This is a genomic window from Candidatus Moraniibacteriota bacterium (assembly GCA_026396275.1).
Taxonomy (GTDB): Bacteria; Patescibacteriota; Minisyncoccia; order Moranbacterales; family JAPLXC01; genus JAPLXC01.
In genome coordinates, this window is record JAPLXC010000002.1 from 1 (window position 1) to 17,214 (window position 17,214).

Annotated in this window: 17 protein-coding genes; 1 reads left to right on the forward strand and 16 read right to left on the reverse strand. The window is 41.2% G+C overall.

Annotated elements, in window-relative coordinates; genetic code table 11:
* The 6 genes from ppsA to NT136_00100 all read right to left on the reverse strand — a co-directional run.
* Positions 1-1,333: phosphoenolpyruvate synthase (ppsA, locus tag NT136_00075; protein MCX6765360.1), on the reverse strand; the 1,333-nt coding region annotated here is incomplete at its 3' end.
* A 69-nt stretch (positions 1,334-1,402) separates the two neighbouring features.
* Positions 1,403-2,845, reverse strand: a complete 1,443-nt coding sequence (gene pyk, locus NT136_00080) for a pyruvate kinase (protein ID MCX6765361.1) — start codon at positions 2,843-2,845, stop codon at positions 1,403-1,405.
* Positions 2,846-3,008: 163 nt separating this feature from the next.
* On the reverse strand, positions 3,009-3,374 hold the full coding sequence (locus NT136_00085) for a DUF4870 domain-containing protein (GenBank protein ID MCX6765362.1): 366 nt from the start codon (positions 3,372-3,374) through the stop codon (positions 3,009-3,011).
* A gap of 75 nt (positions 3,375-3,449) precedes the next feature.
* Positions 3,450-3,851 (reverse strand): hypothetical protein, encoded by a 402-nt coding sequence (locus NT136_00090; GenBank protein ID MCX6765363.1) that lies wholly within the window; start codon positions 3,849-3,851, stop codon positions 3,450-3,452.
* 109 nt (positions 3,852-3,960) lie between these two features.
* Positions 3,961-4,848 (reverse strand): M48 family metallopeptidase, encoded by an 888-nt coding sequence (locus NT136_00095; GenBank protein ID MCX6765364.1) that lies wholly within the window; start codon positions 4,846-4,848, stop codon positions 3,961-3,963.
* 119 nt (positions 4,849-4,967) lie between these two features.
* A complete protein-coding gene (locus tag NT136_00100) occupies positions 4,968-5,429 on the reverse strand; it encodes a LemA family protein (protein MCX6765365.1) in 462 nt (153 codons plus the stop codon).
* 203 nt (positions 5,430-5,632) lie between these two features.
* Between NT136_00100 and NT136_00105 the strand changes: the two genes are divergently transcribed.
* Positions 5,633-6,070 (forward strand): divergent PAP2 family protein, encoded by a 438-nt coding sequence (locus NT136_00105; protein MCX6765366.1) that lies wholly within the window; start codon positions 5,633-5,635, stop codon positions 6,068-6,070.
* A gap of 26 nt (positions 6,071-6,096) precedes the next feature.
* On the opposite strand, the gene NT136_00110 is transcribed toward NT136_00105, so the two are convergent.
* The 10 genes from NT136_00110 to ruvC all read right to left on the reverse strand — a co-directional run bounded on the left by NT136_00110 (position 6,097) and on the right by ruvC (position 17,204).
* A complete protein-coding gene (locus tag NT136_00110; GenBank protein MCX6765367.1) occupies positions 6,097-7,428 on the reverse strand; it encodes a UDP-N-acetylmuramoyl-L-alanyl-D-glutamate--2,6-diaminopimelate ligase in 1,332 nt (443 codons plus the stop codon).
* Positions 7,429-7,530: 102 nt separating this feature from the next.
* Positions 7,531-8,259, reverse strand: coding sequence for a hypothetical protein (locus tag NT136_00115; GenBank protein ID MCX6765368.1), 729 nt, complete (start codon positions 8,257-8,259; stop codon positions 7,531-7,533).
* A 15-nt stretch (positions 8,260-8,274) separates the two neighbouring features.
* Complete coding sequence (locus NT136_00120; GenBank protein ID MCX6765369.1) at positions 8,275-9,297, reverse strand: peptidoglycan bridge formation glycyltransferase FemA/FemB family protein; 1,023 nt, start codon at positions 9,295-9,297, stop codon at positions 8,275-8,277.
* A 6-nt stretch (positions 9,298-9,303) separates the two neighbouring features.
* Positions 9,304-9,876, reverse strand: coding sequence for a Holliday junction branch migration protein RuvA (gene ruvA / locus NT136_00125; protein MCX6765370.1), 573 nt, complete (start codon positions 9,874-9,876; stop codon positions 9,304-9,306).
* Between the two features lie 27 nt (positions 9,877-9,903).
* A complete protein-coding gene (locus NT136_00130; GenBank protein ID MCX6765371.1) occupies positions 9,904-12,411 on the reverse strand; it encodes a PBP1A family penicillin-binding protein in 2,508 nt (835 codons plus the stop codon).
* 44 nt (positions 12,412-12,455) lie between these two features.
* Positions 12,456-13,412, reverse strand: coding sequence for a hypothetical protein (locus NT136_00135; protein MCX6765372.1), 957 nt, complete (start codon positions 13,410-13,412; stop codon positions 12,456-12,458).
* A gap of 73 nt (positions 13,413-13,485) precedes the next feature.
* The gene (locus tag NT136_00140) at positions 13,486-14,469 is read right to left on the reverse strand and encodes a hypothetical protein (GenBank protein MCX6765373.1); all 984 of its coding nucleotides are present in this window, start codon (positions 14,467-14,469) and stop codon (positions 13,486-13,488) included.
* A gap of 17 nt (positions 14,470-14,486) precedes the next feature.
* A complete protein-coding gene (locus NT136_00145) occupies positions 14,487-15,935 on the reverse strand; it encodes a RimK/LysX family protein (protein ID MCX6765374.1) in 1,449 nt (482 codons plus the stop codon).
* A 3-nt stretch (positions 15,936-15,938) separates the two neighbouring features.
* Positions 15,939-16,589 (reverse strand): hypothetical protein, encoded by a 651-nt coding sequence (locus tag NT136_00150; GenBank protein ID MCX6765375.1) that lies wholly within the window; start codon positions 16,587-16,589, stop codon positions 15,939-15,941.
* 126 nt (positions 16,590-16,715) lie between these two features.
* Positions 16,716-17,204, reverse strand: coding sequence for a crossover junction endodeoxyribonuclease RuvC (gene ruvC / locus NT136_00155; protein MCX6765376.1), 489 nt, complete (start codon positions 17,202-17,204; stop codon positions 16,716-16,718).
* Positions 17,205-17,214: the final 10 nt, after the last annotated feature.

Genomic DNA, 17,214 nt, shown 5'->3' on the forward strand with positions numbered 1-17,214 from the left:
CCCGGCTGACGATGGCGGCGTGGGAAGTGCGGCCCCCGCTGTTGGTGACAATGGCGCTGGCGATTTTCATAATCGGCTCCCAGTCGGGATCGGTCATTTCGGTAACCAGCACTTCTCCTTTTCGAAATTCGGAAATTTTGGAAACATCCTTAATTACCCGTGCTTTTCCTTGGCCGATTTTTTCTCCGACCGCCGCCCCAACCGCTAAAATTTCCCCTTTCTTTTTGAGTTGGTAGGTTTCCAGCACATTCTTATTTTTCTGCGATTGGACGGTCTCGGGACGGGCCTGGACAATAAAAAGTTCCTTTGCCCGTCCGTCTTTGGCCCATTCAATATCCATCGGCTTGCGGTAGTGGTCTTCGATAATTTTACCCCAGCGGGCCAGTAGCAGAATTTCTTCGTCAGTAAGACAAAACCGGCGGCGGTCTTCCTGGGGAACGGCCACATTTTGGGTAGCCGATGTTCCTCCTACGCTGTAGACCAGTTTGTATTCCTTGCTTCCCAATTTTCTCCCAATGATAGGCCGAAAACCTTTTGCCAGTGTCGGTTTGTGGACAATAAACTCATCGGGATTGACTTTCCCTTTGACAATATTTTCTCCTAGTCCCCAGGAGGCATTAATGACTATGGCATCAGAAAATCCGGATTCGGTATCAATGGTGAACATCACGCCGCTAGCGGCCTCATCCGAGCGAATCATTTTTTGCACTCCCACCGAAAGAGCGATTTTAAAATGGCCAAAGCCCTTGTCTTCCCGATAAGAAATCGCCCGATCGGTAAAAAGGGAGGCAAAACATTTTTTGACTGACTCCATAAGCTGATACTCGCCGCTCACGTTCAAATACGATTCCTGTTGGCCGGCAAAAGACGCATCAATCAGATCTTCAGCGGTGGCGCTGGAACGCACGGCGACATCTACTCCGCCGGCAAAGTGATTGGTGTGGTCTTCTTTATCCAAAGTAAGCCGAAAACTTTTGTGCGGCTGATATTCTTTGGAAAGCCGGGCATAGGACTTCACGATTTCATTTCTAAGATCAGCCGGGAATTCAGAGGCCAGCATCGCTTCGCGGATGCGGTAGCCGCGCTCGGAGAGATTGCGCAAATTGGCGGTGTTGAGTCCTTTGAGAATCTTTCTTATTTTCTCATCCAGGTTGTTTTCCGAAATAAAATAGCGATAAGCCGCGGAGGTTATCGCAAAACCATTGGGAATTCTTATTCCTTTTACCCGGAGCTTCGCATACATTTCGCCCAAGGAGGCATTTTTCCCGCCCGCTAGAGAGATATCTTCTATTCCGATCTCTTTAAACCAAAGGATATATTTTTTGTTTTGCATTTTTCTAATTCCTATAAATATATGAACTTTATTCGTATATTCGTAATAAATTCGTAATTAGTAGAGAAATCATTTTATCTCCTCCACTTTTATCAAGCTCATATGCTCTTTTTTCACATGAGGCCGGCCGGTAACTACTACTACTTTTTCTCCTTTTTCTGCTAGACGCTCTTTTTTAATAAGGCGCAGGGCGCTGTCAATAAGTTTCTCCAATGTCGGGCAATCGGGAAGAACAAAACTTTCTACTCCCCACACCAAAGTAAGCTGATTGTGGGTTTTTTCATTGTTGGTCATTACCAGTATTTTTTGTTCCGGCCGATGGCGGGCCACCATTCGGGCCGTAAATCCGCTCAAGCTGGCAACCACAATGGCGGACGCTCCGCTGTCTTTCAGAAGTTCATGAGCCGATTGAGCCACCGCCGCCGAAACCGAGGAGCGCTGATCTCCCAAGAAACCGTGAGACAAGTCATCAAAAGGCGACTCTTCGGTTTTTTCGATTATTTCCCTCATTGTCCGCACCGATTCCACCGGGTATTTCCCGTCTGCCGTCTCGCCGCTAAGCATCACCGCGTCAGCATGATCAACCACCGCGTTGGAAACATCGCTTATCTCCGCCCGCGTTGGCCGGGGATTATGGATCATCGAATCAAGCATTTGGGTAGCGACGATGGAGGGCTTGCCAGAGCGCAGACATTTAGTAACAATTTCTTTCTGTAAGATAGGAAGATCAGCTTGAGGCATTTCGATTCCCAGGTCTCCCCGGGCAACCATCACTGCGTCCGTGGATCTTAAAATTTCACTGAAATTTTTAATTGCTTCTCTTCGCTCAATTTTAGCTACTATTTGAGCAGGATTTTGTTTCTTCTTTGATTTCTGACGAATGAGTTTTTTAAGATACTGAATTTCTTTGGCTGTTCTCACGAAAGACATAGCCACAAAATCTACGCCTTGGTCAAGTGCAAAATCAAGAACTTCTTTGTCCTGCCTGGTAAGCGCCGCCAGCTTCGAAGAAATCCCTGGAATATTCACGCCTTTTCGCGGCTTGATAACACCCCCATTAACAGCTTCGCATTTCAACACCCCGGGGTGTTTTTCTCTTACTTTTAATTTAATAAGTCCGTCCTCAATCAAAATTTCGTCTCCTTTTCTCACCAGTTGAACAATGTTATCCAAGTCAATATGAAGCACTTTAGGCCTGTTCTTTAATCCTTCTCTTCTATTTTTCTTCCTGGAAGGACCAGTAACCCAGACGATTTCCTTTTTTCTCACCGCCAGTTCCTTCTCGTTTCCGATCCGTATCCTGGGACCTTGGAGATCCACCATAATTCCAACCGGCACCGCTAAATTCTCACTTAGATCCCTTATTCTCCGGATAACTTTTTTGTGCCACAAAAAGTCCCCGTGGGAAAAATTAAGGCGGGCCACATTCATTCCTTCTTTAATCATTTGCTCAAGTATTTCCCGGCGTTCTGACACCGGTCCGATAGTAGCAACAATTTTTGTATTTTTCATAATATCTTTTACGAATTACTAATTTCATACGAATATACGAATGTATGACTGAAAAATTCGTATATTCATAAAAGATTCGTAATTTGTAAACTGCTTTTATTATAAACCAAAACAGGCAACTTTAAAAGAAGCATGCCTGTTTTTATTTTCTTCAACAGAAGAGTTATTTAATGATATTGATTCCACCAATGATGGGAAGCGGTTTCATTTCTCCCTTAGCCGCGTTAATGATTCCCAAAATCATAAATACCAAACCGCCGATGATGACCACAAACCAAAGCAGGAATCCAATCAGGATAAAAGTAAGGATTGTGGAAACGATATATCCGACTACTTCAAAAAGCAAAAGATTTAATTGCTGGTTAGCGTGAAATTTCGCGAAAGGACTCTTTTTCCCTTCTTCTGTCACCAACGGAATAAAAAACAGGATAGGGAAAATATAGCCGACGATTGCCAGGGCTTTGTTTTTCTCAGCGTCCGACTGGCCGGTCTGGGGAGCTTGTGGTTGTTGCATTTGTTGTCCGTCCATTTTTTCACCTCCCTTTCTATTTTTATTTATTATTCACTATATCTGTATTTTACCATACCACGAAAAAGTTGACAATTACCATCTTACTAAGCCCTCAATTTCCCTCAGAATCTCTTCCGGAATCGGATTCTTTTGAGGACTCACACCGGGATAACGCCAAGCACTGATAATTTTTAGCTTTTTAGGAATTAGCTTCGTTAGCTTATTGGCTTTTCTTGTTTCATGTTTCATGTTGCGTGTTTCATGAAGCTGGTACATCACCCAAATCTCCTGGCTCCAGGTTTTTTTAAAATTTTTATACTTAATAGAGGCGGGCTGCATCACCGCAATTGTCTTTTCCACAATTCCTTCTTCAATACGTTGTGGATTTCTTATCACTCTTATGACTCTTTGTGCGCTTAAACCGTACTGACGCATCTTATAGGCCGAATGCTGCGTCCATTGGTATTTATCGTTTTTGGGAAGTTTGAATTGCATAGTTACTTATTAGTATTCATTCCCCGTAATGCAGCTATGCGTTCTTTAATAGAAGGATGAGCTTGCCCGCCCACCAATTCTATAATAAATAATCTGAATAAAAAATAAACTACACTGACATATCACGCAAAGCTCTGATTCTATCTTCTATTGGTGGGTGGGTTAAAAAAAGTTTGGAAATTTTTTTTCCTTTGAAAGGATTGACAATATATAAATGAGCGGTGGCCCGGTTGGCGGCTTCAAGTGGTTCGGTGTCAGCCGATATCTTTTCAAGCGCCCGGGCGAGGCCGTCCGGATAGCGGGTAAGCAGTGCTCCGGAAGCGTCAGCCAAAAATTCACGTTTCCGGGAAATGGCCAATTGCATCAAGACCGCCGCGATGGGAGCGAGAATTGAAAGAATTATTGCCGCGATAAATAATATCATTTGTAATTGACTTCCTCCTTCGCTGTCGCGCTTGCGATAAAAAGCCCAGTGGCGAAACCAGTCAGCCAGAAGCGTCACGAATCCGACCAGAACCACAACCACGGTTGAAAGCAGAATATCTCTATTTCCGATATGCGAAAGTTCGTGAGCGATCACGCCTTCCAGTTCTGTCTTCTCTAACTTTTGGATAATGCCAGAAGTTAAAACTATGACTCCATGTTCCGGATTTCTCCCTGTCGCAAAAGCATTGGGAGCACTATCCTCAATAATATATATTTTCGGTACTGGCAGTCCAGCCGTGATGCAAAGATTTTCGACAAGGTGGTATATTTCGCGAGTATCATCATGCGTCACCAATTTTGCTCTACTCATCGCCAAAACAATTTTATCGCTCCACCAGTAAGACCCAAAGCTCATGATAATTGAAAATATCACCGCGCCATATAAAATGCCGCTGTTGCCGGTAGCTCCGGCAAAGACATAGCCAACCAAAATGACAAAAACCAAAAACCCGGTGATATAGATCCAGGTTAAACGGACATTTTTGTCAGCTTGATTATACAGAGTAGACATACAACTTAAATGTCATTCCGGACTTGATCCGGAATCTATTTTGAAAAAGAATGTCTTATTTATTAGATCCTGAAACAAGTTCAGGATGACATATGGAGTTCAGGATGACAAAAGAAAATTCAAAACTCTACTTTCACCGGTTCCTTTTCTTCCCCTTCCGCTTCAAAAAATTCCCGGGCGGTAAGCTTCAGCATTCCGGCGATGATGTTGTTGGGAAAAACTTGGATTTTAGTGTTGAAGTCTCGCACGGTGCCATTATAGACTCTTCGTGAGGCCTGTAAACTTTTGAGGGTCTGAGTCAGCATATTCTCCGCTTGGGATTTGTCCGCCATCGTCCCCGCTCCCATCGCCCGCGTTCTGGCTTCAGTCACTTTTTCAAAGAGTTCCCTTTCATGCGCCGCATAACCCTTGACAATGTTAACTAAATTCGGAATTAAATCGTATCTTCTTTTAAGTTGCACGTCAATATCGCTCCACGCCTCGTCGACCCTATTTTTGAGGCGAATAAGCCCATTGTAAACCGCGATTATCCAGACCACGACAACTGCAATGATGATTAATAAAATTAGCCCTATACCCATACCCTTTTAATTCCCATGTCATTGCGAGAAGCGCAGCGACGTGGCAATCTAATTAAAATTTAGATGACTCTTATATTACTATATTACAATTTCGACAAAATAAAAAGAGGACGGCGATTAGGAAAGTCAAGACCTAAAAATGCTTAAAACAAGCCAATAAATCTGGATTTTAAATTTGGGAAAAAATCTGTTATAATAAATGTATGGACAACTGGACTCAATATAATATCTTCATTATCCCCATAATTGTCGGCGCAGTAACGCAGTTTATTAAATTCGTTGTCTTTTCCCTCAAACATGGCTGGAATATCCGCTATGCAATGACACACGGACATATGCCCTCGGCCCATACGGCTTTTATTGTTTCACTGGTAACTACACTGGGAATTTATGAAGGATTTACTACTGGCGCTTTTGCCGTAGCAGTCATTCTAGCGGTACTGGTAATTGACGACGCGGTCAGAATCAGGGTCTATTTGGGAGATCAGGGAAGATATTTAAATATGCTTGTTCGTCAACTCAACGCTGATGAATCTCAATTTCCCCGTCTTAAAGAACGAATTGGGCATCAGGTGAGCGAAGTAATTATTGGCGGGGTTTTGGGGTTGCTGCTGACTGCCGCTCTTATTCAAATTTTTTAAGAAAAGTAGTTCTTAAAAACTAATTCTTATATTTTTTCTAGTTCTTCTTCTATCACTCTTCTATCATTCCATAAAATTCGCTTTTTTCCTACCGCCATTGTAACCTCGGCTCCCTTTCCTGTTATCGCCACAATGTCTCCGGGCCCTGCCAGCCGCAAGGCCTTTTTAATTGCTTCCCGCCTGCTTGGAATTCTCCAACAACTCACTCCTTCCTGCTTGTGTTTTTCATAAATTCCGGGATTTGTGATTTTTGATTTGTCAGTTGAAATAACACCTTTGAAAACTTCATTGATTATCTTTTGCGGATTTTCGCCGTAAGGATCCTCATTGGTAACAATAGCGTAATCCGCGAATCGGGAAACAATTTTTCCCATTATTGGCCTTTTTCCGCGGTCGCGCTCCCCGCAGGACCCTAAAACAGCGATAATCCGCGCGCCCAATTGTTTTGTCTTTGAAATCAGGGCATAAAACTTCTCCAAAGAATCGGGAGTGACAGCGTAATCAATAATGATGTTAAATCCTCTGCTGTTGGGAATATATTCAAATCTTCCCGGAACGCCTTTTATTTTTTCCAGTGCCTTAGCAATTGCTTCCAAACTTATTTCCTGTGAAATTCCTACCGAGAGAGCTGCCAATGCATTTTCAATATTAAAATCCCCCGGCAGATTAATTTTAAACTTTAAATCGTGAACTTTAAATTTTGAAAAATTGATTCCCAGCTCTATTTCTTTAGCAATAATCAAACGCAACTGGGACTTTATTGGAAAAGAAAAATGAGGAATCGGAAGCTTTGCCGCATAGCCATATTTTTCTTTAGCTTTATATTTCAAAAATTCCTCCGGATTTTCCATATTCAAATTGGCAATCAATATTCCCTTGCTTTTTGAAACCATCCGGAATAGTTTCATTTTGGCTTTTCGATATTTTTCGATTGTCCTGTGATAATCAAAATGTTCTCTGGTCACGTTAGTAACCACGGCCACATCATATTTTATTCCCCATACTCTGTTTTGATCCAAGGAATGGGATGACGTTTCCAGAACCAGATAATCGCAGTTTTCTTCAACCGCTTTTCGAATAAACTTTTGGGTGGCAAAGGAAGAGAGAGTGGTGAACTTAGTTTTGTTAACCCATTCTTTTTTTCCCAGCTTAAAATTAATGGTGGAAATCATCGCCACTTTGTGCCCAGCTTCTTCTAAAATTCTGGTGATCATCTGGCAGGTCGTCGTTTTTCCGTTGGTGCCGGTGACGCCAATAATTTTAAGCTTCCGGGAGGGAAATTCATACCAAATATTGGCTAAGACGGCCTGAAAAAGATGATAAATGTTCTTCATTTTTTGGGGGATTAATTCCTTCATATAACGTCATTATATCCTACTATCTCTCTCGGCAAAAAGCAAAAAATTAGGAAAAGAAAACAAGGCCTAAAACTTATTCAGTTATAGGCCTTTTTTCTATAATTATTTCCTTTTTAATGCCTCCATTTCTCTTTTCAGATCTTCATGTTCCTTATAAAGCCGAGTGTACTCTTTCTCATATTTTTCATGCCTCAAAGCAAACTCTATTCCTCGCATAACGGCTTTCATTGATCCACGCAGGCTTCTAAGTCCTTTGGCATATAAAAAAATATTTTCTTGAGGTTTATTATTGGTACAACCCGACTCAATCATATAGATCGCTTGTTCTGCTATGGCAAGAATTTGATAAGTTTCTGCCATGTATTTCCTTATACGCGGCACTTCAAGTACTCCAAACATGCTTCGCCGTATATTACTATATCGATCCAGGGTTTTTACATAAACAGGACGGATTCCTGTTTCCACAATTTTTTCAAGATGTTCAATGAATTCCGGAAGTGTTAATCCCTTCTTTTTCGTTAAAACTACTGTTTCGAGTGCTACTACAGGATCAACAGCTTCAGCAATTTCAGCTTGAGTAATTTCAATGCCATCATTATCTCTTGCTTCTTCAATCACATCATGACATTGGATAAGTGCATGTGTTAATGGATCATCAATACCCGCAAGAAGAGCAAAATAGCTCATTTCAATTTGATGTACCGAGTAAATCATTCCGTCTTTCCGTGCATGATTTGCATGAATACGCGCTTGAAAACTATACGCTTTCCAAAATAGATGATCGGGCTCTGTTTTAAAATAACCGAGTACGTATTGCTCCTTTGTTTTCATCCTTTCTTCCCTCCCTTATCGCGTCAGTGATTTAATTTTTTGTAAAGAACGATATGCCCAATATTTCATTGGATTGATTATAATATCATAACTGCCTAAAAACTGCAATGGGTGAGTAGTTGGTGCAAAGCCGGTTTTAAATCTGGTAATTCCTTGCCAATCCTTGTTACATGTTTCATGTTGCATGTTACATGATCTAATTCCCCCTAGATCATATTTCTCGCACCCGGCTTTCTTCGCGTCCAAAATCGCCCGCCACTGTAAAAGATACGGCGCCATGATGTTTCGATATTCATAGTCCGACGCTCCATGAAGATAAGTCGCAGTTTTTCCAAAAAATATAACGATGTTAGCAGCGATTATTTTTCCTTCATATTCAGCAATATACAATTTCAAAATACCTCCTGGAATCGTTTCGAACATTTTCCTATAATAACCCTCCGGATGGGAAGTAATCTTGTCCCGCTTGGCGGTAATTTTAACTAATCTTAGAAATTCCTTCATAGCTTTACTATTCGTATATTCGTACGGATTAGTAATTCGTAAAGAGACACTCTTTTTCTCCGCCAGTCGAATGTTATATCTAGTTTTTGGCTTCATTCCCGTCAGCAGTTCTTCTTCACTTTTAGTAACATCCAAAATTAATATTTCTTTCGGCTGCATGTCGTGCGGAGTTTTAGTAATCTTATAATTAACACTGTCCTCAATACTTTCTAATACTTCCTTATTCGCCGGTTCAATCCTAATCCACCCGGCTTTATTTTCTTTTGCCAGACCTACTAAACTATTTAACTTATTCCTTATTCCTGATTCATAATTCGTAATTCCAATTATTGGTCCCCGGGGAATATAAAAATAACTCCCTACCACCGGAAGTTTATGTTCAATAATATTTGCCCAAAACTCGCCTTGTTCTATGTGAAACGTTTTCCGGCCGAAACTTTCCTGGAACATACTCCAATGCTCCGATTGCAAAAACCCTCCGTCGGGAGAGCTTTTCTGAATAAAATCATCTCTAGTACTTTTTATTCCCATCATAAAAGATTATCTCTTCCCCAAATTCTTAAGCGCCATTTTTACTCTTTCTCCCACGTCTTTAATTTCCGCCGGGATGTGCTTCAGGGCTTCTCTTGATTCAGAGACAGTGTATCCCATCGAGGTCAGTGCCTCCAAAGCATCACTGTCAGCCATAACTTCTTTTCTATCAGCTATTGAAAGATCTGCTACTTTATTTTTGAGTTCCAAAATAACTCTCTCGGCTGTTTTTTTGCCCACCCCGGAGACCTTAGTGAGAATCGAGGGATCGTCATTGAGAATGGCTGTTCGAATCGTTTTGGGGCTGGCAATGGAAAGAATTCCCAACCCTGCTTTGGGACCAACTCCGGAAACGGCAATAAGCAGTTCAAACATTTCCAGTTCCTCCATCGTTAAAAATCCGTAAAGCGCCAGGATATCTTCGCGCACATGGGTATGAACGAAAAATTCAACTTCTCCCACCGAGGCAATTTTTCCCAGGGTGTGAGACGTTAAAAAAATCTTATAGCCAATGCCATCAACATCCACCACGGCATAGCTATCTTTTAAATATTCTATTTTCCCTCTGATTTTTGCAATCATTTAAATTTGATAACTCAAAAAGTTGAGTCAGGGGGCGATTGAAACATCCTTGCTGTCGCTGTCGGTGTTTCCGTTATCATCGGTAACTTTAACCTTCACTTCAACTGTTGACCCTTTCTTCCCGACCGGAATGGAATAACTGGTTTCATAGGGCTTGCTGCTGCGAGAAGCAATTTTATCGCCGTCCACGAAAAATTCCACTTTATCTATGCCGTAAGGAGCATCCGCGCTGGCTTTAATTGTCATTTCATCGGAAGAAACGTTCCCTGGAACAGAAATAGAGATGCTTGGTTTGTATTTGGAAAAATTATCTTCTTCACACTCTTTTTCCGGCGGTTTTCCAATGACATAGTCGTTGTCTTTTTTATCATACCATTTTTCCACCGCTTTTTCCCAATTTTTGAATTGAGGATCTTTTTGCGGTTCCTTGGGATAGTCACCGCGCGGATTATCTTTGTCCACATACCATAAAATAGTGTGCGCATCAATAAAATCTCTTTCTTTAGTATCTTTGCAATATTTATTAGCCAAACAGTATTCATTGTCTTCCCCCGGAATCTCGCAGACCTTCACATTTTTCTCAATATCTAGTTTGCCGTCCAAAATCGGCTTTCCTGTTTCTTCCTTTTTGTATTCGGGGAATTGCTCAATGGCATAATTTCCCAGCACCTGATCGAGAAAGCTTCTCCAAATCGGAGCTGCCACATTCACTCCGTCAGCTCCTTCTCTCATCGGAGTATTGTCATTGTTACCGGCCCACACGCCGACTACCAATGACGGCGTATATCCTACCGTCCAGCCGTCCCGAAACTCATTGGTCGTGCCGGTTTTAACTGCCACCGGGCGGTCATCAAAACGGAGAGGGCTGTTTGAGCCGAAAACGGGGGAGCGGTAATCATTGGTGGAAAGAATATGGTCAATCATCGCCACGTATTTTTCTTCAACCACTTTTTCTCCTTCTTCCTGCTTAAATTCTTCCAATACCTCGCTGTGGCTATCCTCTATTTTTAAAACCGCAGTCCGGGGATACCGAACACCTTTGGTGGCTAATGTTCCAAAGGCGCTGGCGTGATCAATGAGCTTTACTTCCCCTCCGCCCAGCACCAGTGAAAGACCATAGCGTTCCGGCTGGTTCAGCCCGGTAATTCCCATTCGTTTGGCAGTAGCAATTGAGTCCTTAACTCCAGCCAGGTACAACGTCTCTACTGCCGGAATGTTGAGCGACATTCCCAGTGCCTCTTTCATTTTGACCGGTCCTCGGAATTTCCCATCGTAATTTCGCGGCTTATATTCTTTTCCGTCCTGGGTCTCAAATTCCGTTTCCATGTCAAAAATCATCGTTTCTGGAGTATAACCCTTGGCAAAGGCAGTAAGATAAACATAGGGCTTAAACGATGATCCCGGCTGGCGATCGCGAATAGCCACGTTTACCTGCCCGTCAATTGACTTGTCAAAATAATCCTTTGAACCCACCATGGCCAGAATTTGGCCGGTTTTAGTATCAAGAGCCACCAAGGCCGCGTTCTCCGCGCCCCATGCTTTTTGGTTTTTTTCGGCTCCATCTCTCACTGCTTTTTCGGCAATCGACTGCTTTTCCCAGTCCAAAGTGGTATAAACCTTGAGTCCTCCTTGTTCTACTACCTGCTGTCCGTATTTTGACTCCAGATATTCTTTCACGTACATAACAAAATGGGGGGCATCAATTCGCTCGCGATAGGGAAAAACTTTGCCAAGCACATCGGTTTTTTTGGCCTCCTCAGATTGATCCTGGGTGATGTATCCCAAATCCACCATTCTTTTCAGTGCCGCTTCCTGCCTTTTTTTCAGTTCCTCAAAATGAGATCCGTATGGCGAGTAATAGGTCGGCGCCTTGGGAAGAGCCGCCAGGAGCGCTGCTTCATCAAGAGTCAGCTCCCGAGCGGGTTTTCCGAAATAAGTTTGCGCTGCCGCTTCAATGCCATAAGCGTTGGAACCGAAAGGAATTTCATTTAAATACATTCCCAAAATCTCATCCTTGGAAAATTTTTGCTCTATCTCAATGGCTAAAATCACTTCTTTGACTTTGCGAGTCAAAGTCCGCTCGGGGGAAAGAATGGAGTTTTTCACAAATTGCTGGGTTATAGTTGACCCTCCCTGCATCACGTCCTGGCGCAAAATATCTTTCATGGCCGCCCGAATAATGGAGGAAAGTTTAATACCGCGATGGGAATAAAAATCCTGGTCCTCAAGAACAATGGTTGCGTATTTCACCGTATCCGGAATTTCAGAAAAAGAAATAAGAGTCCTTTTTTCTTCTCCATGAACTTCATAAAGAAGATGCTCGCCAGTGCGGTCATAAATTTTAGTGGATTCAATGATGACTCTTCTGTTTACTTTTCCAGGACTAGGCAGGTCCTTGGCAAAATAGATGAAGGTTCCGGCGACAACGAGAAAAACAAGGCCAGCCAGATAACCAGCCGCTCTTCCCGCCATTTTCCAGTGCTCTCGGGCGGAAAGGTTTTTGAAATTTTTTACGAAAATGAAGGTGGGTTTCATAAATCATCAGCGTTTATAATTAGCCTTCTTTTCATTAAGGAAAATTAAACATTAAGTCTGCTTTTGAATATTCTTAATAATTCTTTATACAATTTAACCATGTACGGTTTTTCATTTGGGGTAAAAAATAGACCCGGCATTGAATTCAATTCCACTACCCAGGGCTTTCTCTTTTTGTCAAACATAAAATCAATGGAAAACACTCTCGGTTCAAAAGTTTCAAAAATTTTATTGGCGTAGTTTACCGCCGCAAAAACTGATTTGGGAATCTTTTTAAACGGTATAATTTTCAGTGTTCCGCCCTGGGCGAGATTAGCCAGCAAATTTCCTTTCTTGGGCTCGCGAATGTAAGCATAAATCACTTTATTATTTACAAAAACTAATCGAAGATCATGATAATAATTACTTACACCGGGAACGCCAAAAGAAGAATCAATAAACTCCTGGGCAAGATAAACTTTGTCTAAAAGAGCTTTGGAAATTGCTTCTTTTTTATTTAGTATTTGTATATCCTTACCGCCACTTTCCAAAAGGGGCTTTAGAACGACTTTATTAGTTTTTATTTTTGGCAAAACCTTCCTTAATTCTTCCTTGTTATTCACCAGCCAGCATTTTTTGCTCCATTTTTCGAAAAAAAGACTGGTGATAAATTTGTCGTCAACGAGCTGGGTAAATTGCAAATCATTAATGAATGGATAATTTTCTTCGATTAGTTCTTTTTTATAATAGACTTCGAGGCGAGCTTTTGTTTTGTCATAAATCAAATCCGGTTTCAAATTTTTTACCTTTTTCCATTTTGCTCCTTCACCCTCGAAAACCCAGGCGTACCTAAAAATATTCTTTTGGTAATCATACCACTCGTAGGAGGCGCGATATATCTGAATCCCATTTATTCTGCAAAGATTATAAAAATACTCGTAAGAATATTGATATTGCTTGTTTTTAAATGGTTTAGCAGATCGCCAATCACTTTTGCCGAATAATATTAAAACTTTTTTCATACTTTTCTGTCGTCTATTTATATTAACTACGACTTAGACCAACAACGTAAAGGTCTATATATAACAAAATTAGTTATTTAATCTTTAGCTTGGGGAAAAGATTTTTCAATATTTTTCCTGAGACATCAATTCCGGCTCCTTCTACTAAGGGACTCTCGCTCATATTGTAAAATGGATTAGAGTTTATTTCCAAAATGACATAATTTTTTTTCGAAGAAAGATTATTGGTCATCAAATCCACGCCTCCCCACGAAAGTCCGGATGCCTGGATAGATTTTACGCAAGTTTTTTTAAGAAATGCGCTCATTTTATTGGTGCTTTCAATGGCTCTTCCGCCATCAGACATATTGAGATTATCTCTTAGCTTAAGCTTGGTATTTTTTATTAGTATGCTGTTTAAAGTAAGGTTATTTTTAGAGAGCGTTTTCTTAGCTACCTTGTCTATTTTTATCTCAAATCCTTTTTTTCTCTTTTTATTAAAAATGTTTACGAGCTCTTGAATTGTAGAAATACCATCACCCACAATGGTTGCTGGGATTTTTTTCACACAGGAAATAACCTCTCCATCAAAAACTAAGACTCGATATTCATCCCCGATATACATCTCTTCGATTAGAAATTTGTCGGATCGCAACCACTTTCTAATCTCACGACTATTAATAAGACGAACGGCTGTTTTTAGCTCTTTTTTTGATCGTACATTCCAAGTTACCCCCTTGGCACATGTTCCGTCAATCGGCTTGGCAATGAACGGATATTTTATTTTTTCTTTTCGGATTAAATTTATTGCCTCGCCATAGGAACTGGCTACAATCCCTTTGGGAGTTCGTATGTCCATAAGACCAAGAATTGTTTTAGTTAGATCTTTATTAACAACCAATCTGGCCGGATGGACCGACAATGGGATAATTCCCATGCGAGAAAAAATAACGTCCTCTCCCAAATAAAATTTTACTAAAGAAAATCGGCCAGGATAAAATTTTACCTTAATTCCTAATTCCAGCGCTCTTTTGACAAGAGAAGCAAATCCTCCATGAGCTATTTCTTTTTTAATCATCTGGCTGTTTATAAATTTTATTTATTCACATCAACTAAAAATTTTCCTAAATTTCTCTTTCCTATGATTACGGGATATTTTAAATGAGACCGTTCAATTATGGAAATTTTAGCAGGAATAACCTTCTCGCCTATCATAATATCTATTTTCACCATTGGACGATAAGTTGTTCCGTGTGATGAATGGATAATGGCCGTGTCAGCTAAATCCGGTATTTCTTTAAGAAGCTGCTCTTTATTTTGATTGTCAATTTCTCTTGCTTTTTCAGGAGTTAACAGATCAGGAAAGTTTTTCCTTTGAAACTTTTCCATTACTTCTTTAAATCCTAATTGTTCTGCAATATCCTTATCAATGGAAGAAAATCCGGCTCCAGTATCAATTCGCGCTTCCACTTCAACTTCCTTTTCCTCTTTTCCAATTAATTTTACTTTTTCAACCGTGCCAATAACTTTTCTTCCGGAAATATCCTCGATCTCGCCTTCAATTTCTCCTCCGAAAAGGTTCATTCCGACCCGGATTCCCCGCTCGGCGGTTTTAATTTTTATATCTGCGATTCTTTCCAATCTCCTTTTCAAGCCCGCGAGATTGGCGATTTGAATGGAAAGACCCGGTCGGGCGTTGAGTTCCAGAAAAACCGGACCGCGCTCGCGATCAATAGCAATATCGGCTCCTAAAAATCCTAATCCTGAAATCTCTTGAGTACGGACTGCCAACTTCAGAATATCATTCCAGTAGGGAATTTTGATTCCTGATAAAAGCAGGCGAGTGTCCGGAACATACTCAATGATTTTCCCTTTTCCTAAAACGGCAGTGGTAGTTACGCCGGAAGCTAAGTCAATCCCGACGCCAATTGCCCCTTGTTGGAGATTGGCCTTACCTTGCGATTCCTTAGTAGGAAGCCGGAGCATTGCCATTACCGGAACTTTGTTATAGACAATTACCCGGATATCGGGAATTCCCCGATAAGCGTAGGGCTTGAATAGTTTGAGAAGCTGAAGACGCTCTTCAAAAAAAGCCGTGTCGGGAATATTGGAAAGAGAAAATGAACCATCAATGATATTACGAATGTGATTTTTCAGGTCCTCAATGGTAACTAACGATCCATCTGCTTTAATCCAGGTATCTTCCAGTTCCCCGCCTGCATCCTGTCCGGGGTAGGAAGCATCGCGGGCAGGCTTTTTCTTTCCATAAACAACCAGAATTCCCTCGCCGCCAAATCCGCGGTTGGGCTTCAAAGCGAAACTCGTCGGTAGGATGCTCCAGTCAAATTTTTCCAGATCCTCAAGAGTTGTTATTCTGGCAATCAGTCGGGGAACAGGAATTTCATTCTTTTTTAAAATTCTCTTACTTAGAATCTTGTTATCAGCTATCCGCTTGGCTTTTTTGAGGTTAAAAGGGCGGATGTACTGAAGATTGCGGGAATTCATTCCCAAGATCTGGCCGGTTTTTCGAAAAAACTTGAACATAATTTATAGTTTTTTAAACACTTCCCGAAAACGCAGGTATTCAATCAAGCGTAGTCCAGTCCATTTCCCCAAAAATATATTAATTAAAATTACAAGCAAAACAATCCAAGGGAAAGAGATAATTAGGATTCTTAAAAGCTCCCACTTTGCCAGATAATACCCTCCCAGAGAAATAAGGAGTGTTTCCAGCGCCAGAATAAAAGCTGTTCTGTTTCCTTTTTCAATCTGGGCCGCTACGAATTTTTCTACAATGGTGATCATAATAAGTAAGGGAAAAATGGAAACGGCGGCGAGACCCGTCCGATGCTGCGATCCTCCAACGACTAAAATTCCCAAGATTGCCAAGGCAACGATGCTTAATGTTATTGCTACTCGAGGCAGATAAAGTATTCTTAATTTTTTTAGCAGGTAACGAACCAGCATTCCGACTAAAATGACGCTCACGAAAATAGCAATTCCGTATTTCAGTCCGGTTGCTAAAAAAGCAAAAATCACGATCGAAGGAGTATAAATGCCGAAGGCCTTAATTCCCACTACCTGGCGGAGAAAGGCAATGAGGGTGGCGATGATCGGAAACATCAGCAGAAGAATCACGGTATCAAGCGGAACACCTTGGGAGATAAAATATTGAGTAATTGGGCTGATATTATTCATATTTTTTAGTTATTGGTTATTAGTTAAAAGCGGTTGTTTTGGTCTAAAGTTTAAGGTTATTGGACAATTTTGATCAGCAGACCATGATTAATTACTAAACCAGAAGCTAAAACTGACAACTAATGACTATCTATCTAGATTCTTGAACTTTCTACTATGTATATGGCATATGGCAATCGCCAGCGCGTCAGCAACATCATCCGGTTTGGGAATTTGTTTCAGCTTCAAAATATTTTTCACCATTAATTGAACCTGCCTCTTTTCCGCCCGGCCGTAACCAGTAATCGCTTGTTTCACCTGGAGCGGCGTGTATTCAGCAATTCTAATTTCTTGCTTTTCCAAAGTCAAGAGAATGGCGCCTCTGGCTTGGCTGACTTTCACTGCGGTCTTCAGATTTTTAAAAAAGAAAATATCTTCAACGGCCGACTCCTGAGGATTATATTTTTTTATAATTTTTTCAATGTCTTTGCTTATTTCTTTAAGCCGTTCGGCCGTTTGTTTTTTCGAGGATGTGCTAATGTGCCCCCAGGCGTCAGGAGTCAATCTCCCTTTATTTTCAGAAATAACAGCCCACCCCACTGTTGCCGTACCCGGATCTATCCCCAGTATTTTCATACAAAGTCGA